Source organism: Mangrovibacter sp. MFB070 (assembly GCF_000705335.1).
Lineage (GTDB): Bacteria > Pseudomonadota > Gammaproteobacteria > Enterobacterales > Enterobacteriaceae > Mangrovibacter > Mangrovibacter plantisponsor.
In genome coordinates this window covers 37,312-57,930 of the sequence record NZ_JJMI01000021.1, presented here as the reverse complement: position 1 = coordinate 57,930, position 20,619 = coordinate 37,312, and the positions used below count along the sequence as shown (strand labels likewise).

The 20,619-nt window shown below is 50.4% G+C and carries 20 protein-coding genes and 1 riboswitch; of the genes, 12 read left to right on the top strand and 8 right to left on the bottom strand.

Annotation, left to right across the window (positions count from 1 at the left end):
- Positions 1-21 precede the first annotated feature (21 nt).
- Both minD and minE read left to right on the top strand, forming a co-directional pair.
- A complete protein-coding gene (gene minD / locus DT73_RS09055) occupies positions 22-834 on the top strand; it encodes a septum site-determining protein MinD (RefSeq protein WP_036107324.1) in 813 nt (270 codons plus the stop codon).
- 3 nt (positions 835-837) lie between these two features.
- Positions 838-1,104, top strand: coding sequence for a cell division topological specificity factor MinE (gene minE, locus DT73_RS09050; RefSeq protein ID WP_036107321.1), 267 nt, complete (start codon positions 838-840; stop codon positions 1,102-1,104).
- Positions 1,105-1,184: 80 nt separating this feature from the next.
- Here minE and rnd read toward each other — a convergent pair whose 3' ends face one another.
- The 5 genes from rnd to DT73_RS09025 all read right to left on the bottom strand — a co-directional run bounded on the left by rnd (position 1,185) and on the right by DT73_RS09025 (position 7,577).
- Positions 1,185-2,303: a ribonuclease D gene (rnd, locus tag DT73_RS09045; RefSeq protein WP_036107317.1), complete on the bottom strand. Its 1,119-nt coding sequence runs from the start codon at positions 2,301-2,303 to the stop codon at positions 1,185-1,187.
- A 78-nt stretch (positions 2,304-2,381) separates the two neighbouring features.
- Positions 2,382-4,067, bottom strand: a complete 1,686-nt coding sequence (gene fadD / locus DT73_RS09040; RefSeq protein WP_036107314.1) for a long-chain-fatty-acid--CoA ligase FadD — start codon at positions 4,065-4,067, stop codon at positions 2,382-2,384.
- Between the two features lie 216 nt (positions 4,068-4,283).
- Positions 4,284-4,871 (bottom strand): Slp family lipoprotein, encoded by a 588-nt coding sequence (locus DT73_RS09035; RefSeq protein ID WP_036107311.1) that lies wholly within the window; start codon positions 4,869-4,871, stop codon positions 4,284-4,286.
- Positions 4,872-4,902: 31 nt separating this feature from the next.
- On the bottom strand, positions 4,903-5,598 hold the full coding sequence (tsaB, locus tag DT73_RS09030; protein WP_036107308.1) for a tRNA (adenosine(37)-N6)-threonylcarbamoyltransferase complex dimerization subunit type 1 TsaB: 696 nt from the start codon (positions 5,596-5,598) through the stop codon (positions 4,903-4,905).
- A gap of 68 nt (positions 5,599-5,666) precedes the next feature.
- Complete coding sequence (locus DT73_RS09025; RefSeq protein ID WP_036107305.1) at positions 5,667-7,577, bottom strand: ATP-dependent DNA helicase; 1,911 nt, start codon at positions 7,575-7,577, stop codon at positions 5,667-5,669.
- 142 nt (positions 7,578-7,719) lie between these two features.
- On the opposite strand from DT73_RS09025, the gene DT73_RS09020 reads away from it, so the two are divergent.
- Positions 7,720-8,064 carry a RidA family protein gene (locus tag DT73_RS09020; RefSeq protein ID WP_036107303.1) on the top strand — a complete coding sequence of 115 codons (345 nt, stop codon included), beginning with the start codon at positions 7,720-7,722 and terminating at the stop codon, positions 8,062-8,064.
- 35 nt (positions 8,065-8,099) lie between these two features.
- Here DT73_RS09020 and DT73_RS09015 read toward each other — a convergent pair whose 3' ends face one another.
- A complete protein-coding gene (locus tag DT73_RS09015) occupies positions 8,100-8,288 on the bottom strand; it encodes a YoaH family protein (RefSeq protein ID WP_036107300.1) in 189 nt (62 codons plus the stop codon).
- A gap of 106 nt (positions 8,289-8,394) precedes the next feature.
- On the opposite strand from DT73_RS09015, the gene pabB reads away from it, so the two are divergent.
- The 4 genes from pabB to DT73_RS08995 all read left to right on the top strand — a co-directional run bounded on the left by pabB (position 8,395) and on the right by DT73_RS08995 (position 13,605).
- Entirely contained in the window at positions 8,395-9,753 is a 1,359-nt protein-coding gene (gene pabB / locus DT73_RS09010; RefSeq protein WP_036107298.1) for an aminodeoxychorismate synthase component 1, read from the top strand.
- 3 nt (positions 9,754-9,756) lie between these two features.
- Positions 9,757-10,335 (top strand): CoA pyrophosphatase, encoded by a 579-nt coding sequence (locus tag DT73_RS09005; protein ID WP_036107296.1) that lies wholly within the window; start codon positions 9,757-9,759, stop codon positions 10,333-10,335.
- A gap of 165 nt (positions 10,336-10,500) precedes the next feature.
- Entirely contained in the window at positions 10,501-11,865 is a 1,365-nt protein-coding gene (gene sdaA, locus DT73_RS09000) for an L-serine ammonia-lyase (protein ID WP_036107293.1), read from the top strand.
- 168 nt (positions 11,866-12,033) lie between these two features.
- Positions 12,034-13,605: an EAL domain-containing protein gene (locus DT73_RS08995; RefSeq protein WP_036107290.1), complete on the top strand. Its 1,572-nt coding sequence runs from the start codon at positions 12,034-12,036 to the stop codon at positions 13,603-13,605.
- Between the two features lie 4 nt (positions 13,606-13,609).
- Here the strand turns inward: DT73_RS08995 and DT73_RS08990 are convergent, their stop codons facing one another.
- On the bottom strand, positions 13,610-15,163 hold the full coding sequence (locus DT73_RS08990) for a TerC family protein (protein WP_036107288.1): 1,554 nt from the start codon (positions 15,161-15,163) through the stop codon (positions 13,610-13,612).
- 437 nt (positions 15,164-15,600) lie between these two features.
- Between DT73_RS08990 and manX the strand changes: the two genes are divergently transcribed.
- From manX to mntP, 5 genes are all read left to right on the top strand, one after another.
- Positions 15,601-16,557: a PTS mannose transporter subunit IIAB gene (gene manX / locus DT73_RS08985; protein ID WP_036107286.1), complete on the top strand. Its 957-nt coding sequence runs from the start codon at positions 15,601-15,603 to the stop codon at positions 16,555-16,557.
- 72 nt (positions 16,558-16,629) lie between these two features.
- Complete coding sequence (locus tag DT73_RS08980) at positions 16,630-17,430, top strand: PTS mannose/fructose/sorbose transporter subunit IIC (RefSeq protein WP_036107284.1); 801 nt, start codon at positions 16,630-16,632, stop codon at positions 17,428-17,430.
- A gap of 12 nt (positions 17,431-17,442) precedes the next feature.
- A complete protein-coding gene (locus DT73_RS08975) occupies positions 17,443-18,294 on the top strand; it encodes a PTS mannose transporter subunit IID (RefSeq protein ID WP_036107486.1) in 852 nt (283 codons plus the stop codon).
- A gap of 55 nt (positions 18,295-18,349) precedes the next feature.
- Positions 18,350-18,808 carry a DUF986 family protein gene (locus tag DT73_RS08970; RefSeq protein WP_036107281.1) on the top strand — a complete coding sequence of 153 codons (459 nt, stop codon included), beginning with the start codon at positions 18,350-18,352 and terminating at the stop codon, positions 18,806-18,808.
- A 186-nt stretch (positions 18,809-18,994) separates the two neighbouring features.
- Positions 18,995-19,173, top strand: a riboswitch (yybP-ykoY riboswitch).
- A gap of 5 nt (positions 19,174-19,178) precedes the next feature.
- Positions 19,179-19,745, top strand: a complete 567-nt coding sequence (mntP, locus tag DT73_RS08965) for a manganese efflux pump MntP (protein ID WP_036107279.1) — start codon at positions 19,179-19,181, stop codon at positions 19,743-19,745.
- Here the strand turns inward: mntP and rlmA are convergent.
- Positions 19,742-20,563: a 23S rRNA (guanine(745)-N(1))-methyltransferase gene (gene rlmA, locus DT73_RS08960; protein ID WP_036107276.1), complete on the bottom strand. Its 822-nt coding sequence runs from the start codon at positions 20,561-20,563 to the stop codon at positions 19,742-19,744. The genes mntP and rlmA overlap by 4 nt on opposite strands.
- Positions 20,564-20,619: the final 56 nt, after the last annotated feature.

The window sequence follows — 20,619 nt, the reverse complement described above, 5'->3', positions numbered from 1 at the left end:
CCTTTAACAAGGAACTCCTCTATGGCACGCATTATTGTTGTTACATCGGGTAAAGGGGGCGTTGGCAAGACTACGTCCAGCGCGGCCATCGCTACAGGTCTGGCCCAAAAGGGAAAAAAGACCGTTGTTATCGATTTTGATATCGGTCTGCGTAATCTGGACCTGATAATGGGTTGTGAACGCCGTGTGGTTTATGATTTCGTAAACGTTATTCAGGGTGATGCCACCCTCAACCAGGCACTGATCAAAGATAAACGCACTGAGAACCTGCACATTCTTCCTGCCTCGCAAACGCGCGATAAAGACGCGCTGACCCGGGAAGGTGTTGGCAAAGTTCTTGATGAGCTGAAAAAAATGGAGTTTGATTTCATTGTCTGTGACTCACCGGCAGGCATTGAAACCGGGGCACTGATGGCGCTCTACTTTGCTGATGAAGCCGTTATCACCACCAACCCTGAAGTCTCTTCTGTGCGTGACTCTGACCGTATCCTCGGTATCCTTTCATCGAAATCTCGCCGTGCAGAAGCTGGTGAAGACCCAATCAAAGAGCACCTGTTACTTACCCGCTACAACCCAGGCCGGGTTAACAAGGGTGATATGTTGAGTATGGAAGATGTGCTGGAAATTCTGCGCATTCCGCTGGTCGGTTTAATTCCTGAAGACCAGTCTGTTTTACGTGCATCAAACCAGGGTGAGCCAGTGATTCTTGATACAGAGTCAGATGCAGGTAAAGCCTATGCCGATACAGTAGACCGCCTGCTGGGTGAAGAACGTCCTTTCCGCTTCATTGAAGAAGAGAAGAAAGGTTTCCTCAAACGCCTGTTCGGAGGATAAATTATGGCATTGCTCGACTTTTTTCTTTCGCGAAAAAAGAATACCGCCAATATTGCAAAAGAGCGCTTGCAGATAATTGTGGCAGAACGTCGCCGTAGCGAAATGGAACCTCAATATCTGCCCCAGTTAAAACGCGATATTCTGGAAGTGATTTGCAGATACGTGAAAATTGATCCTGAGATGGTCACCGTTCAGTTGGATCAGAAAGGTGATGATATTTCAGTGCTTGAATTGAACGTAACGCTTCCCGAGACGGAAGAAAACAAGTAACACAGCCACTGTGCCAGGCGGCGCGGGGTTCCAGCCGGAACAGGTCAGAAAGCACCTGTTCCGGCTGTGTTTGCTGCGGCTTAATACTCTGTCAGTAAAGACTTGAGTGATTCACCCAGTAAATTTGCCCGCCAGCCATTGGTCAGTTCTGGCGTTAACCCTGGTTTCAGTTGCCAGTGCCAGTTCAGCAACTGGTTTATCTGGCGGCGTGATGCCAGCAACTCTGGGCTCAACCCACACTCTTCCCCCACCTGCTGCACAACGGCTTTAATCGCCTTAAAGGCTTTACGGTAGCCAGGCATATCTATCAGGCTGCTAATTGGTGCAGGCAAATCACCTTCAGGTATTGCCTGAGCCTGTTCAACCAGGCTTAGCAATGTTTTGCCATGATAGCGAATCTCACTGCCATTGAGACCCATACCATCCAGTTCACCCAGCGTACCGGGTAAATAGCGGGCAACGGACAACAGATTTTCTTCTTTCACAACAAAGTTAACCGCGAGGTCACGCTTACGGGCTTCACGTAAACGCCAGGCGGCCAGGAGCTTCAGGCAGCCCAACTGACGTGGACGCAACTGCCATGCGTTACCAATATCACGCCAGGCTTCATCAGGGTCAGTGATATCACTGCGGCGCTGCATCATCAGCTGGCATTCGTCCAGAGCAGCCGACAGCCAGCCGCTTTGCTGTGCTTCCTGGAAAAGTTTGCCCGCCAGTGGGAGTAAATACCAGACATCGGCCGCCGCATAGTCGCACTGCCGGGTGGTGAGTGGGCGAGCCAGCCAGTCTGTCCGGGATTCACTTTTATCCAGCACCACCCCGTCATATTTCTCCACCAGTTTGGCAAAGCCAGTGGAAAGCGGCATTCCGGTGAATGAGGCCAGCACTTGCGTATCAATCATATTGACTGGCATGGTACCGAAACTGTGAAGAAACACTTCAAGGTCTTCACTGCCGGCATGGAGGTATTTAACGATATCAGGGCGTGTAAGCAACTCAATAAAAGGTTGCCAGTTAGTAATAGTGAGCGGGTCAATTAACGATAAACGTTCCCCGTCAAACATTTGTACTAAACCCAGTTGTGGGTAGTAAGTCCTGGTGCGGACAAATTCAGTATCAAGCGCGAGGGTTGAGTGGCCTCTGGCTGCCTGGCACACTTCTTCAAGGGATGAATCACTTGTAATTATCTGATAGTTCAAAACAATTTCTCTATCTTTAGCGCATTACCCAAAAAAAACGCCAGGATCACCCGGCGTTATGGGAGATGGATTAAATTCTCAGGGCTTATTGTCACCTGCCTTCAGCACTTCGTCACGTAATTCTCGCCGTAAAATTTTGCCGACGTTTGATTTGGGCAATTCAGTGCGAAACTCGACCTGCTTAGGCACTTTATAACCTGTAAGGTGACGGCGGCAAAACGTTATCAGTGCTTCTTCCGTTAATGAATCCTCTTTTTTCACTACAAAGAGTTTCACCATTTCGCCACTGGCCTGTGAAGGTACACCTACGGCGGCCACTTCCTGAACACCGCTATGTTGCATCACAACATCTTCGATTTCGTTCGGGTACACGTTGAAACCCGACACAAGGATCATGTCTTTTTTGCGATCGACGATCCGCATAAAGCCTTCGTCATCCATCACAGCCACATCGCCGGTCCGTAACCAGCCATCCTGCATAATTTCTTCTGTGGCATCAGGGCGGTTCCAGTAACCTTCCATCACCTGCGGACCTTTCACACACAGTTCACCCGGTTCGCCAGGCACAACGCACTCACCTTCATCGTTCACCAGGCGTACATCCGTTGAGGGTACCGGCAGACCAATGCTGCCACTGTGATAATCAATATCATGTGGGTTTACACTCACCAAAGGTGAACACTCCGTCAACCCGTAACCTTCAAGCAGATAATGCCCGGTCAGTTTTTCCCAGCGTTCTGCAACTGCGTGTTGCACCGGCATCCCGCCTCCTGCCGCCAGGTGCAGTGAAGAAAAGTCGAGCTTCTGAAACTCCGGATTGTTCAGCAATGCATTAAACAATGTATTCACCCCGGTCATGGCAGTGAACGGGTATTTTGCCAGCTCTTTTACCAGGCCAGGAATGTCGCGTGGATTAGTGATAAGTAAATTCTGCCCACCCAGTTCAATAAACAGCAGGCAGTTCATTGTTAAGGCAAAAATGTGATAAAGCGGTAACGCTGTGACTACCAGTTCTTTGCCATTAAACAGTAGCGGCCCATAGGTGGCTTTTACTTGTTCAATATTGGCCAGCATATTGCGGTGAGTGAGCATTGCCCCTTTCGCCACACCGGTAGTACCACCGGTATACTGCAGAAATGCCAGTGCCGAGCTTTCGATTTCAGGCTTCACATATTGCATGCGGTAGCCCTGATGCATGGCACGACGAAAAGAGACAGCATCCGGCAGATGATACTTCGGTACCAGCCGCTTTACATACTTCACGACAAAGTTAATTAGCGTTCCTTTTGCCGTTGAAAGCTGGTCCCCCATACGCGTCAGGATCACATGTTTCACCGGGGTATTTGCCACAACCTTTTCCAGGGTATGTGCAAAATTGGAAACAATAACGATTGTACTGGCACCGCTGTCTTTCAGTTGGTGTTCCAGTTCGCGCGGTGTGTAGAGAGGGTTAACATTCACCACAACCATGCCAGCCCGCAAAATACCGAATAACGCGACCGGGTATTGCAACAAATTGGGCATCATCAACGCAACACGGTCTCCGGGGTTCAGGCCAAGACCTTCCTGGAGATAAGCCGCAAAAGCCCGGCTACGCTCTTCCAGTTTGCGAAATGTCATGGTTTCGCCCATGTTGATGAATGCAGGCTGGTCGGCATAACGCACACAGGCGTGTTCAAATAATTCAACCAGGGATTGGTAACGATCAGGATTGATCTCAGCCGGTACATCTTCCGGGTATCGGTTTAGCCAAACCTTCTTCAACGCATCACCTCTGTATGTTGTATTTATCGTCATCGCAACCCCAAAAAAACAAACAAAGAATTAACATTATATTAACTCAGCGTACCAGTTAACTCCGTTACGCTGTTTGCAGGTTGCGAAGCGCGTCACTAATTTATTTTTCCGTCCATGAAAACAAAGAAACAGTGACAAAGTCACTGTTTCTAAATACTCAAACCCGGACCTCTGTTTAACTGATTATTCAGTCACTACTGATTCGACACGTGCCGGACCATAGTTGTAATACCCCCAGGGCGCCGGACGCATGCGTAAATGGTAGCCTGCCCCCCACATCCATGGATCAACGACATCAGGTGGGCTGACCACTTGCTGAACCACTCGCCAGCGTTTGAACCCAGTCGCTTTCATGACCATCCAGGTATACTGGCTCTGGCCAATTTTACCTTTTTCGGTTCCGGTAATCGGCCCGACAACCGTGATAAGGTGCCCCCGGTAGTCAACCGGGTCGAGGAAACCTGCGACATCGGCGTAAATGCGCCCTACGGAGGCCTGCCCCAACTCTGGCCTTGCGCCCTCATCCAGCGGCATTACCGCAATCTCAAGGCGAGTTTTCCCGTCCAGATTCTGCAACCCAATAACTTTGCCACCAAAACGCGCCTCTTCACCTACATACAATGAAGGCGCATTCATCACGCGAACTAAATCCATTTGCGGAGTTGGACTGGTGCCTTTAATGGCATCCGGCACACTCACACACCCGGTTAACAGCAGGCAGGCCACTAACCCCAGGCCATAAATACCACGACGCACTGAACCACCAGCCATAAAAAACTCCTTACTCCGCAAACAGGCGCTCTTATTCCCGACCCGGCAATTTCTTCCAGGCCACTTCATTTCTAAGGTATACAGGTTCAGCCTGTTCAACTGCTATCGTTTTTTGTTGCAAAACGGCCTGTATTGCAAACGGCAGCATATCTTCCGCCATGGGTAAAGAAACACCTCCGGGTACCACGGACAGACCCGTATCTTTCGCCATATCAGGCCAGGCTTCCCACCCGGTACCTACCGTTACCCATTCACCATCGAGTTGCTGTAAACGCGCAGTCACAACCTCAGGCTTGCAGACACGTTCTGTTTCTTCCCCGTGCCACTGGCCTGTTGCATCGCGCTGGTATTCAGCCCAGTAAACTTCCCCCATGCGGGCATCAATGGCACACAATACCCGGGTTGCCCCCGACAGACGAAACGCCCCCTGTGCCATTGTCGCCAGTGTCGATACGCCAGCCAGAGGCAATTGCGCACCAAGCGCCAGCCCTTGTGCGATACCAATACCAATCCGCACGCCTGTAAAACTGCCCGGCCCACGGCCAAAAGCGAGAGCATCAACGTCAGACAAAGAAACGCCGCTCTGGTTCAGTAATTCCTGTACCAAAGGGAGAATACGCTGTGTATGCTCACGCGGGCACAGCTCAAAGTGGGCGTATGTTTTACCGTCGTTCCACACGGCGACAGAACATGCTTCGGTGGCGGTATCAATAGCCAAAATTCGCATGGGTGGTACTAACCTCAGGACAAAGACAATTACAAAATGGCGCGCATTCTAGCACACCCCGGGGCAAATTACTCCGCCGGCCTTTGGCGCAAAAATTCCGCCGCACGTTCTATATCCCTGGTGCGTGGCGCATCAGGCAGGCTACCAAGAAATATCTCGCCATAGGGGCGCATCACCAGTCGTGGGTCGCAAATCACTAACACACCACGGTCGCTGGTATCACGGATCAGTCGCCCCACCCCCTGCTTAAGCGTAATCACGGCTTCAGGTAGTTGTACTTCATCAAATGGCTCACCACCCCGTAACCGGCAATCTTCCATACGCGCTTTCAGTAACGGATCATCGGGAGAGGTGAATGGCAGTTTATCGATAATAACCAGGGACAGTGCATCCCCGCGAACATCGACACCTTCCCAGAAACTGCTGGTCGCTACCAACAAGGCATTACCTGCTGAAATAAATTGCTCCAGCAACTGAGCTTTGCTGGTTTCGCCCTGCAGTAATACTGGCAACATCATGGTAGCCCGAAATTGTTCGGCCAGATCACGCATCATTGCGTGAGAAGTACACAACACAAAACAACGCCCGTTGTTCGCTTCGATCAGTGGGCGAAGCATGGATGCAAGCCTGCGCCCGGCACCTGGTTTGCCAGGCTCTGGTAACCCGCGCGGCACACAGAGCAGTGCCTGGTGGGCGTAATCAAAAGGGCTCGGCAAGAGTAATGTTTGCGCATCATCCAGCCCCAGGCGGTCAGTAAAATGGTGTAAATCATCATTCACTGACAGCGTCGCGGAGGTAAACACCCAGCACCCTTTTTTCTCTTTGATCACTTCAGTAAATTTATCTGCCACACTGAGCGGTGTCAGGGCCAGAGTAAAGTTACGGCTGGTACACTCATACCAGTAACTGTAGCCTGTCTGGCTGGTTTCCTTGAGGCGTTTCAGGCGTGCCCGATACAGGGTGACACGCTCAAAAGCCGCATCCAGCAACGCTGAGCGGCCCAGGGATAATTTTGCCACGTCGTAACACAGTTCCAGAGAATCATCTAACAGCAACAGCGCGCGTTGCACGACTGTATCGGCCAGTAAATCCCTCAGGTTGCCACGAAAACCCGGCTCACCTAACTGCAGGCGGAAATCCAGGGTGCTCTGAGTGAGCCTGTCTGCACACTTCATTAATTGCTGGGTGTCTTTGACTTCCGTGCGGTAAGCAATGGCAATATCTTTGGCGACATCAAGCAACTGTCGGCTAGAAAGGGACTGCCCAAAGTACTGGCTGGCGATGTCAGGTATCTGGTGGGCTTCATCAAAAATGGTGACATCGGCATCGGGAATGAGCTCGGCAAACCCACTGTCTTTGACCACCATATCGGCCATGAAAAGGTGGTGGTTGACGACCACAATATCTGCATCCATCGCCTTTTTACGGGCTTTTACCACATAGCACTCTTTGTAGCGCGGGCAGTCAGCCCCCAGGCAGTTATCATTGGTGCTGGTCACCAAAGGCCAGACAGGCGCATCTTCCGCCACACCATGGCAAGTACTGGTGTCTCCGTCTTCAGTTTCGCTCACCCACTGGCGCAGAATCATCAGGTCGCTCAGGGTTTGTACCGGTAAATCGCCACCTGCCAGCACTTGCTGTTCGAGGCGTTCAAGGCATAAATAGTTACTGCGCCCTTTCAGTAACGCCCGCCTGCCAGTGTAACCCAGCGCCCGGGCAATGGTGGGCAGATCCCTGCTGAACAGTTGATCCTGCAAGGCTTTTGAACCGGTGGAAATTATCACCTTTTTATCTGCCCGCAACGCAGGTGCCAGGTAAGCATAGGTTTTACCCGTTCCCGTACCTGCTTCGACGACCAGTGAATGGCTGCCGGTAATCGCTGCACTTACAGCCTGTGCCATCTGCCTTTGTGCTTCGCGCGGTTTAAAACCGTTGATGGCCTGTGCAAGTTGCCCGTCTGACGCAAAATCGTCTGCCACGTTTGTCCTCCCTAATGCCTGGCTGGCAGGCGTAAAGTGATGCCGATTATGTCAGGGGCGGCAAAGTTGTGCCAGTCATGGTGATTCTGACAAAACATTGTGGCACTCTGTGAGATTGTTTAAGAGTTATCGAGGAAAAAAGATGACGATTGTACGCCTGAATGCTGAGGACCGTTGGTCTGACGCTATCATCAATAATGGAACGATGTATTTTACTGTAGTCCCGGAAATTGACGGGACTGATGCGCAGCAGCAAGTTGAGAACTGCCTTGAACAAATTGAAGCTATGTTGCAGGAGCGCGGGGGGGATAAAACTCGCCTGATCGATGTTACTGTATTCCTTGCAGATAAAAACGATTTTGCAGCACTTAACCGCGCGTGGGACGCCTGGGTGGTGCACGGCAAAGCGCCGGTACGTACAACCGTTCAGGCACTGCTGATGAAGCCAGACTGGAAAGTAGAAATTAAAGTTATTGCAGCAATTTAAAACAGGCCCCGGACAGGGCCTGTTACCGGGCTCTGTCAGCTTTGCTGTTCGTCATCGTCTTCAAAGCGAACCGGAATTGCTTCACCGGTAAAAGTTTCACGTATTTCTTTCGCGACCAGAGCAATGGCCTCACCACTACTCATACCCTGAGCCATTAAGGACTGAATACGTTCAACAGCCTTTTGTTGCTCTTCATGGCTTAACGCGGGTAAACCTGCAAACATAATCAACTCCTGATAAATTAACGGCTGATTATTTCATGCTACCCGGTACAAAGCCAGATAACATGAACGCTGTTACTTTATTAATATTGTACTGAAGACAACTACCATGCCTGCTAAGTTGCACCAACTGCCCCTTCCCTGGCACGCAGATGCCATTACCCACTATTTTGCAAAGTTGAGCAATAAAACCTGGGCAATGTTGCTCCATTCCGGGAATGCTGAACACCCATACAGCCGGTTCGATATTTTGGTTGCAGACCCTTGCGCCACACTGGTAAGCCGTAATGGCTTGTCTGAGTGTTATGATGGGCAGAACACTTCTTCACTTCATGGCGACCCGCTGGCGCACCTGAATACGCTTCTTGAGCGTTTTCCGTTTACTCCCGATGTGGATGAATCACTTCCTTTCCAGGGCGGCGCGCTGGGCTTATTTGGTTATGACCTTGGCCGCCAGTATGAGCGGTTGCCTTCTCATGCACTGGCTGATTTGCACACTCCAGATATTGCGGTAGGTATTTATGACTGGGCACTGATTGCCGACCACCAGCACCAGGCGCTCACACTTATCAGTTGGCAGAATGCCGACACGCGCCTGGCCTGGCTTGAATCTCAGGAGCCAGGCAGCCCGGAGCCTTTTCAGTTAACCTCTGCCTGGCAGTCAAACATGACACAAGCGGAGTATCGCCAAAAGTTCAGCCAAATTCAGCACTGGTTGCATAGTGGTGACTGCTATCAGGTGAACCTTGCACAGCGTTTTTCTGCCCGTTACCAGGGCGACGAATGGCAGGCATACCTGGAGCTGACTGAAGCGAACCGCGCTCCATTCAGTGCTTTTTTACGCCTGCCCGGCAGTACCATACTCAGTGTTTCACCTGAGCGGTTTATTTACCTGCATGACAATCACATTCAGACGCGCCCCATTAAAGGAACACTCCCGCGCCTGCCAGACCCGGCGGCAGATAAACGCCAGGCAGAGCGGCTGGCGGCATCCACTAAAGATCAGGCAGAAAACCTGATGATTGTCGATTTGATGCGTAATGATATCGGCCGTGTGGCTGTTCCGGGGTCTGTGCGTGTTCCCGAACTTTTTGTCGTTGAGCCTTTTCCGGCAGTACACCATCTGGTCAGTACCATTACGGCTCGTTTACCTGATGATAAACGCGCATGTGATTTGCTGCGCGCCTGTTTCCCTGGTGGCTCAATCACTGGTGCGCCGAAAATCCGGGCAATGGAAATTATTGAAAGCCTTGAGCCTCAGCGGAGAAACGCATGGTGCGGTAGTATCGGTTACCTGAGTTTTTGTGGTTCGATGGACACCAGCATCACCATTCGCACACTGACTGCCGAGCAGGGTTACCTGTATTGTAGTGCCGGCGGGGGTATTGTGGCGGACAGTGAAGCAGACGCGGAATATCAGGAAACATTTGATAAAGTCAGCCGTATTCTTGGCGTATTAACGGAGTAACTGATGCACCTCAATGAGTTATCCATGGAGATGTTTTTATCGCGCTTTCAGTTGTTACAGCCGGGCACTGGCGAAATGTCACGCAATGCGCGCCAGGCAGCTGTACTGGTGCCGGTAGTGCGCCGTCAACAACCAGGGTTGTTGCTGACACGCCGCTCACCCCGGTTGCGTAAGCATGCAGGACAGGTTGCCTTTCCCGGTGGAGCCGCCGACAGCACAGACCCGTCTTTGGTAGCAACGGCGTTACGCGAGGCCTGCGAAGAAGTCAGTATTCCTCCTGATGTGGTTGACATTATTGGCGTGCTGCCTGCAGTGGACAGTGTCACCGGTTTCAGTGTCACACCTGTTGTCGGCGTTATTCCTCCCGGTATTCATTACCACGCCAACCAGGACGAAGTTGCTGATGTGTTCGAAATGCCTTTGGCAGAAGCCTTGCGCCTGGCCCGCTATCACCCACTGGATGTTTACCGCCAAAACAATGCTCACCGGGTTTGGCTTTCCTGGTACCAGCACTATTTTGTCTGGGGAATGACCGCCGGGATTATCCGCCAGGTGGCGTTACAAATTGGCATGGATACATGAACTAGTAGCAAGGCAGAGATCCTGACACGGGCAGGTTTTCCTATTAGCCAAATTAAGCATATTCATTAGTTAAATTCATGTGAATAGTTTCCTCCCGGTAGCGATAAACTCTTACACTTAGCCCAGTTTTCTGCCATACATCAGCGGTTATTCAGGAGTGAATTCGTGATTAGTGTCTTCGACATGTTTAAAGTGGGTATCGGCCCGTCCAGCTCTCATACTGTCGGCCCCATGAAGGCGGGGAAACAATTTGCCGATGACCTGGTCACCCTTGGGATGATTGACCGGGTGAGCCGCATTGCGGTTGATGTCTATGGTTCCCTGTCACTGACAGGCAAAGGGCACCACACAGATATTGCCATTATTATGGGCCTGGCAGGTAACCAGCCAGACAACGTTGACATTGATTCCATACCTGCATTTATTCGCGATGTAGAAAACCGTGGGCGGTTATTAATCGCGGGCGGCCAGGCTGAAGTGGATTTCCCGAAAGATGATGGCATGCGTTTTCATAGCGAGAACCTGCCACTTCATGAAAACGGTATGCAAATTCATGCCTGGGACCAAACTTCTCTTATTTACAGTAAAACCTGGTACTCAATTGGCGGTGGTTTTATTGTTGATGAAGAACATTTTGGCCAGGCCGATGTCTCGCCTGTTACCGTCCCATATCCGTTTGATTCAGCCAAAATGCTGCTGGCACACTGTAAAGAGACCGGGTTATCGCTGTCTGGTTTGGTGCTTAAAAATGAACTGTCATTGCATTCTCGCAAAGATATTGATGACTACTTCGATGTTATCTGGCACACCATGCGCGCCTGTATTGACCGGGGCATGAATACCGAAGGTGTGCTGCCAGGCCCGTTGCGGGTTCCCCGCCGGGCATCTGCACTACGCCGCTTACTGATGTCCAGTGGTAAGTTGTCTAACGACCCAATGAATGTTATCGACTGGGTCAATATGTTCGCGCTGGCCGTGAACGAAGAAAATGCCGCAGGTGGGCGAGTGGTAACCGCGCCAACAAATGGCGCCTGTGGCATTGTTCCTGCCGTACTGAGTTACTACGATCATTTCATTGAATCGGTAAGCCCTGATATTGCCATCCGTTATTTCCTGGCTGCCGGGGCGATTGGCACATTATTCAAAATGAATGCGTCTATTTCTGGTGCAGAAGTTGGTTGCCAGGGCGAAGTGGGTGTTGCCTGTTCGATGGCAGCCGCCGGCCTGGCTGAATTGTTGGGTGGCAGCCCTGAGCAAGTCTGTGTTGCCGCAGAAATAGGTATGGAACATAACCTCGGGCTGACCTGTGACCCGGTTGCCGGCCAGGTGCAGGTTCCCTGTATTGAGCGCAACGCTATCGCGGCAGTTAAAGCTATTAATGCCGCACGTATGGCTCTGCGTCGCACTTCCGAACCGCGGGTTTCACTGGATAAAGTTATCGAAACAATGTACGAAACCGGCAAAGATATGAATGCCAAATACCGGGAAACTTCCCGTGGCGGGCTGGCAATCAAAGTTCAGTGCGACTGATACGACTTATCTTTCCCGTCCTGCCAGCCTGCTAACGCTTCATACAGGCTGGCAATTTTCGTCTTGTGGCAGTACAGGCAAAGCCAGGATAATTTTTCAACCCTGTAAATATTTCCACTACACTAAAATTATTCTGCATTACCATCAGGTTACTTAAGGCAAACCGGCATGCACAACGCCCAACGGATGGTTCATCAGCATCAACGTAAACGGATTATTATCTGCCTGGTCCTCGGTTTAGTGGTGGTGGTGGCGACACTTGCTGTTTGTTTTTTCCTGAATAAGACGACTCACCGGGCTGAGCGCCTCACTTTACAGCAGCAAACACGCCACGCACTGGATACCACACTTGCGCCACTAATGGCGTTGCAACTACCCGCCTCACTGTTCACTGGCAGTTGCCAGGATGCCTCGCTGAAGTTACGTGAATACGTCGTCGCCCGCCCCTCGTTGCGGGCAGTTGCGCTGGTACAGAATGGCGAAGTAGGCTGCTCAAGTTTGTTTGGGGAGCACCACGTTCCACTTAACAGCCGCCAGCCCTGGTTCCCGTCTGCATCTGTGCATATCTGGCTTCAGCAAGACAAACTGTTACCGCAGCATGACCCGGTACTGGCAATTTGGTTACCCACATCAGCAGATGGAATGAGTGGCAGCCTGCAGGTGGTCAATATTGGCTACCTTGCTGATTTACTCTGGGCCACACAATCAGATTCTGGTGCTAAGCTTGCCATCGACGTTGGGGATACCTGGTTTATCCACGGTCAGGGGCTTACCCAGAAATTGGTGCCACAGCCTGGCGAGTCGATATCCACAGTACAGTCATCGGTTCCCGGTATTTCCATATCACTGATTGGCCCTTCAATAACCCGTCTTGCCATACAGGACCTTCCCTCACAACTTCCCCTGGCGTTATTGTGCTCGCTGTTTGCAGTCTGGGCTATTTTGATAACGACCACTAAGCGGCTGAGTTTCATCCGTGAGTTGCAAACCGGAATTGCCGGTAAAGAATTTGTGATTTACTGCCAGCCATTATTCAACTCTGCGACACTAAAATGTACCGGTGTTGAGATACTCTTACGCTGGGATAATCCACGTCAGGGCCCGGTTTCACCAGAAACCTTTATCCCTATTGCGGAAGATGTTGGCCAGGTTGCCAGCCTGACACGCTATGTGCTGTATGAAACCGCTATTCGTAGTGCCTGCTTTCCTGAAGAAGCTGATTTCCATATTGGTATTAATGTTGCAGCACACCATTTTCAACACGGCGAAATCCTTGACGACATTAAGCAATACTGGAGTACACAGAAACCTGTGCAACAACTGGTGATGGAGCTGACAGAACGTGACAGGCTGGAAGATGACGATATCCAGTATATTGCTGCAATGAAAACGTTAGGCGTCAAACTCGCCATTGACGATTTTGGAACTGGCCACAGCTCATTACAGCGCCTGGAAATGCTCAAACCGGATATTCTCAAGATTGATAAAAGCTTTGTCACGGCTATTGGTTCGGACGCCGTTAATACGCCTATCATCGATTTGATTGTTGCACTGGGGCATCGCCTGCATATCGATATGATTGCAGAAGGGATCGAAAATCATGAACAGGCAAGGTACTTGCGTGAACATGGTGTGTCAACGCTGCAGGGTTTTCTTTATGGTGAGCCAATGCCAGTAGAGGAATTCAGTGAGTGGCTGGCCCGCTATGAGCAGGCCGGCCCGTCACCCGCCGGGGAGTAATGCCTTAACCGGACTGGGTGCCTGTGAGCATAGGGTCACGCGCAATGTGCACCAGTTCCACCCGGTACTCATTCACTTCCAGAATAGTAATCACCAGGCTTGCGATGTACAGCTTTTCACCGGCCAGCGGGATTTTGCCTTCGTTGGCAATAACCAGGCCCGCTACCGTCGCCACACTACTCTCCTCAGTCAGGCGCTCTTCCAGGCCAAGGTAGTTTTCCAGCGCATGTAAATCCGTGCTGCCTTTCACCAGCCAACCGTTTTGGTCTGGCTGAATATCCAGGGTTTCATCCGCGTCCGGGAACTCGCCAGCAATAGCTTCTAACACATCCAACGGAGTCACCAGCCCCTGAATAACGCCGAACTCATTACTGACGATAACGAAACTACCCCGGGCACGGCGCAATATGCCCAGCAAACTGATGGGATCGAGTGTTTCTGGTACCACGATTCCCGGAGAAGAAGCCGCAACAGCCGCAATATCTTCGCCTTTGTTGAGGGCTGCCAGCAACGATTTCGCGGTTACCACACCAATCAGTTCATCCAGCTCACCGCGGCAAACCGGAAACAGACTGTGAGGTGATGACATCACCAGGTCACGCACTTCATTTGCTTCCCGCAACGCGTCCACCCAACTAATGTCATTACGGGGGGTCATGATAGTGCGCAGTGAGCGCGAGGACAGGCTCAGTACACCGTTAATCATGTAGCGTTCTTCTTCGGCAAACAGCTCTTCCTGGCGCTCGGGTGTTTCATGTTCCGCCACATTGCCAGATTGCCGGCGTTTACCCATCAGGCCCAGAATTGCACGGGCAGTTCTGGCGCGTAATGGTAAATGTGCGTGCTGGCGTACCGCATTACGGTGTGCTATCTGGTTGAAACTCTCTATTAATATAGAGAAACCAATTGCTGCATACAGATAACCTTTAGGGATATGGAAGCCAAACCCTTCCGCCACCAGGCTCAGGCCGATCATCAGCAAAAAGCTCAGGCATAACACCACTACCGTTGGATGCGCGTTCACAAAAAGCGTCAGACGGCGTGATGCCAGTAACATGATGACCATTGCAATGACAACTGCGGCCATCATCACTGGCAGGTGGTTAACCATACCCACGGCAGTAATTACTGCATCAAGGGAGAACACCGCATCCAGGACAACAATTTGCAGCACTACAGCGGTAAAACTGGCATATCCTTTCCCGTGGCTGTCATCATGAGGGCGGTTCTCCAGCCTTTCGTGTAACTCAGTAGTGGCTTTGAACAGCAAGAACAACCCGCCCACCAGCATTATCAAATCCCGGCCAGAAAACGACCAGGACGCCACACTGAACAAAGGCGTGGTGAGTGTCACAACCCACGAAATAAGCGACAACAATAACAGGCGCATCACGAGCGCGAGCGACAGCCCAATAACACGGGCCTTATCCCGCTGCGCCGGAGGTAATTTATTAGCCAGGATGGCAATAAACACCAGATTGTCGATGCCCAGTACAATTTCCAGTACCACCAGTGTCAGCAAGCCAACAATAACAGACGGATCCATTAACATTTCCATCAATGACTCCTGTAACCCGAGGCAGATAAAGGCGGTTTAACGCTGAAACGTTTTGGGAACGGCTCACCACAAGGCTGCTGTGAGTTTGAATAAAAAACACCCGACTGGGCAATTTGAAAGGTAAAGAAACGTCGGTGACGATCCATATAGTAGGGCTTACCCTGCACTCCAAATGTAAAAAGGATGGTTATCCTAACAATAAATTATAACTTTTGGTTAATATTTACCTAAGCTTGCAATAAAACCCTCATTTTTCTGCAGGATAATTAACGCTGCAATCGAAAATTAAGTTATCAGTAAATTAACGACCTGAGTCACATAATTTATTTTTTTACTATCTAAAATAAATCTCGCTGATGATTCCATTATTTAATCAATTCATAACGTTGAAATTTTGCATCCCCATAGTGTTTACAAGGGCGAACAGGAGGTAGCAAGTGACCATTGCTATTGTCATAGGCACACACGGTTGGGCAGCTGAGCAATTGCTCAAAACTGCCGAAATGCTGCTAGGCGAGCAAGAAAACGTAGGCTGGATCGATTTTGTTCCCGGTGAAAATGCGGAAACCATTATCGAAAAATACCAGGCTCAATTAGCTAAACTGGAAACTGGGAAAGGCGTCCTTTTTCTTGTGGATACCTGGGGTGGGAGCCCATTTAATGCGGCCAGCCGCATTGTTGTCGACAAAGAAAACCACGAGGTCGTCGCCGGGGTTAACATCCCGATGCTGGTCGAAACTCTGATGGCGCGCGACGATAACCCTTCATTTGATGAACTGGTCAATATCGCGGTGGAAACAGGGCGTGAAGGCGTTAAGGCGCTTAAAGCACAGCCTGTAGCGAAACCCGCCAAGCCAAAACCCGCTGCTGCGCCAGTGAAACCCATGACTGATGCCGACTATATGGTTATTGGCCTGGCGCGTATTGATGACCGCCTGATTCACGGGCAGGTTGCAACTCGCTGGACCAAAGAGACTAATGTCAACCGCATTATCGTAGTCAGTGATGAAGTGGCGGCTGATACCGTCCGTAAAACGTTGCTCACCCAGGTGGCCCCGCCAGGGGTAACTGCCCATGTTGTGGACGTTGCCAAAATGATTCGTGTCTACAACAACCCGAAATATGCCGGTGAACGTGTCATGTTGTTGTTCACTAACCCAACAGATGTCGAACGCATTGTTGAACAAGGGGTGAAAATCACAACTGTCAATATTGGGGGTATGGCCTATCGACAAGGGAAAACACAGGTAAACAACGCCGTCTCCGTTGATGAGAAGGATATTGAGGCATTCCGCAAACTGAATGCACGGGGCATCGAACTGGAAGTACGTAAAGTCTCCAATGACCCGAAACTCAAGATGATGGAACTCATCAACAAAGTCGGGAAGGAATAATCACGTTTAGGGCCGTCCCCCTTGTGACGACGGTTTCGGTATTCAGTCTGTTTACGTTATAGGAGAAGTACAATGGAGATTACTACTCTTCAAATTGTGCTGGTGTTTGTTGTCGCTTGTATTGCTGGTATGGAATCCATACTGGATGAATTCCAGTTTCACCGCCCCCTTATCGCCTGTACGCTCATTGGGGCCGTGCTGGGTGATATGAAAACCGGGATTATCATTGGTGGTACCCTGGAAATGATCGCCCTTGGCTGGATGAACATTGGTGCGGCAGTTGCACCTGATGCAGCACTGGCATCTATTATTTCAACCATCCTGGTTATTGCTGGTCACCAAAGCATTGGTGCAGGTATTGCGCTGGCAATACCACTGGCTGCTGCAGGCCAGGTACTGACTATCATCGTGCGTACCATTACTGTGGGCTTCCAGCATGCTGCAGACAGCGCCGCTGAAAAAGGTAACCTTAGCGCGCTTTCATGGATACACGTTTCAGCGTTACTGCTCCAGGCAATGCGTATCGCTATTCCGGCAGTTATCGTGGCTATATCTGTTGGTACCAGTGAAGTTCAGAATATGCTCAATGCATTGCCTGAAGTGGTCACCAGTGGCCTCAATATTGCTGGTGGTATGATTGTTGTGGTTGGTTACGCAATGGTCATCAACATGATGCGTGCAGGCTACCTGATGCCGTTCTTCTATTTAGGGTTTGTTACCGCTGCATTCACCGATTTCAACCTGGTTGCGCTGGGCGTTATTGGTGCTGTGATGGCAATTCTCTACATCCAGCTCAGCCCGAAATATAACCGCTCTGCAGCTGCACCTGCGCAGGCATCTGGCGCAAATGACCTCGATAACGAACTGGATTAATAGGTGAGCGATATGGTTGACATGACTAAAACTACTACTGAGAAGAAACTCACCCCAGGGGATATTCGTGGCGTATTCATTCGCTCCAATCTCTTCCAGGGTTCATGGAACTTTGAACGTATGCAGGCGCTCGGTTTCTGTTTTTCGATGGTGCCGGTAATTCGCCGCCTTTACCCGGAAAACAATGAAGCTCGTCGCCAGGCAATTAAACGTCACCTGGAGTTCTTTAATACTCACCCTTATGTCGCCGCCCCGGTTCTGGGCGTTACCCTCGCCATGGAAGAACAACGTGCCAATGGTGCGGAAATTGACGATGCGGCTATCAACGGTATTAAAGTCGGTCTGATGGGGCCACTGGCCGGTGTAGGTGACCCAATTTTCTGGGGTACCGTTCGCCCGGTCTTTGCTGCACTCGGTGCCGGTATTGCCATGAGTGGCAGCCTGCTGGGGCCTGTTCTGTTCTTTGTATTGTTTAACCTGGTACGCCTGCTCACTCGCTATTACGGTGTGGCTTATGGTTACCGTAAAGGTATCGATATCGTTAAAGATATGGGTGGCGGCTTCCTGCAAAAAATGACGGAAGGGGCGTCCATTTTGGGCCTGTTTGTCATGGGGGCGCTGGTCAATAAGTGGACCCATGTAAACATTCCACTGGTGGTGTCGAAAATTACCGACCAGACGGGTGCTGAAAAGGTCACGACAGTACAGAACATTCTTGACCAGTTAATGCCAGGCCTGGTGCCACTACTGCTCACATTTGCCTGTATGTGGCTGTTACGCCGTAAAGTTAACCCACTGTGGATCATTATTGGGTTCTTTGTAATTGGTATTGTTGGTTACGCTATTGGTCTGTTGGGCCTGTAACTGTAAGACACAAGGCCGGGGTTCGCCCCGGCCTGCATGCAGACAGGGATAACCTATGTCGTTTACGGATATCATTATTCTGGTTTTAACGCTTGCCTTTTTCGCCTTTGCTCTTTACGACGAAATTATCATTAACCACCTCAAATCCCCCACTCTGCTCTCGATACCTTTGCTACGCCGTAGCCGGGCTGACGGAATGATTTTTGTCATTCTGGTCGCCATTCTTATTGGCAACAACATCCATGCTCAGGGCCCGGCCTTTACTACATGGTTATTAAGTGCACTGGCACTGGTTGGTTTCTATATATTCTGGATAAGGACTCCCCGGGTGCGGTTCAAAAAAGCAGGTTTCTTTTTTAGCGGGTTTTGGACTCCCTACTCAAAAATAACCGCGATGAATTTATCTGAAGACGGAGTACTGGTTTTTCAGCTAGGTGAACGCCGATTATTGATCTGCGTCAGAAATATAGACGATCTTGAAAAGATATATAAATTTATGGTCAATAATCAATAAGTTAGATATATAGCCTTGTCTATGTATTATACCGCAATGCATAACAAGGCTTATTTTTTATTCATATTCTGCTGCCGATTCAGGCAACTCTATTAATAAGCTCTTTTTATTTACCCTCAACTGAAAATAGTTATCATTTTCAAATATATATCAATATTGTTTTATTCCCTAAAATTATGTTAAGGTGCGCGCATCATTGGGGAGTAGCTGATTTCCTTTATTGGAAATGTACGTGTCAACATACTCGTTTAAATAACGTGGCGCGTACGGGCTGTGATTAGCACAGTCAGGCGAGACCAAAGACAGTTATCGGCGCTGTTTACTGGGGGCGCTGTGCTGTTCTTTGTCAATTCCCCGGTCAGGATGCTTTATGAATCTTTCAGCAATGATTCTTCTCGCCCTTGGTATGTCAATGGACGCATTTGCGGCAGCAATTGGCAAAGGGGCAACTCTCCATAAACCCAAATTCAGCGAAGCGCTGCGTACCGGTATTATCTTTGGTTCTATAGAAACACTGACTCCCCTTATTGGTTGGGGGTTAGGGTTAGTCGCCAGTCAATTTGTCCTCACCTGGAATCACTGGATTGCCTTCCTGCTGTTGTTGTTTCTTGGTGTGCGCATGCTTATTGAAGGGATCCGTGGCGAAACCGATGATGACGCCCAGCCAATTGCACGCCATAGTTTTTGGCTTTTGGCCACTACCGCTGTGGCAACCAGCCTGGATGCAATGGCTGTAGGTGTTGGCCTGGCTTTTCTTAATGTCAACATAATCCATATGGCGCTGATGATTGGCTGCGCCACTCTGGTAATGTCCACACTGGGTATGATGGTTGGCCGCTTTATAGGCCCGCTACTGGGTAAACGGGCTGAAATACTGGGCGGCCTGGTACTGATTGGTATTGGATGTGAAATTTTGTGGGCCCATTTTGCGGGTTAAACCACCAGCTCCCGCTGCCATACCTGGATCAGGAAATCTGCTTTACAGGAAAACGATGCTCTGGCAGCTATCTCAGCTTTGGTTTCTTCACTGGCATGCCAGGCAAATGGGGTCATCTGCAACAGCGACCAGGCTTGTGGGCCAGTTAGCTGCAAATTTGTCTGTAATGGCAGTGATTCTGCCAGCCGGAACCCCGGCAACTGCTCGCTGTGTTCCGGATGTAAACGCACCTGTGGGTAAATCAGCGCCTTCAGTTCATACAAGTGTTCCGGGCCCGGTGTGGCGGTAATCACGATACCACCGGGTTTGACCACCCGTTGCAACTCCATACTGTTACAGGGCGCGTAGATGCGCACCACCCCGTCCAGGCTGTTCTCTTCAAATGGCAGGCGCTGGCTGGAAGCAACACAGAAATGAACAGAAGCATAACGTTTGGCAGCCATGCGAATGGCTACTTTTGATACATCAAGCCCGTAGCAGCTGCCCTGCCGTTCGTTGACCCACTGTGCAAACTCACTGGTGTAATACCCTTCTCCACAGCCAATATCCAGCAAAGCGGGCGCGTTTTCCGGCAACCAGTGTGCCAGTTGGCTGGTAATAAACGAACGCAATGGCTGGTAATGCCCGCTGTCCAGAAATTCACGCCGGGCCAGTATCATTTCGGCATTATCACCAGGGTCTTTTGACCGCTTGTGGTGAACCGGTAATAAATTGATATACCCTTCGCGCGCCAGGTCAAAACGATGCCCGGCACTGCAGACCATGCTTTTATTCTCGCCGTGCAGTTTTGCGTGGCACAGCGGACACAAATACAACATAACCACTCCTGTCAAACTCACTGCGCGCAGTTTACCTGCAAGTCTGCGCGCAGCAA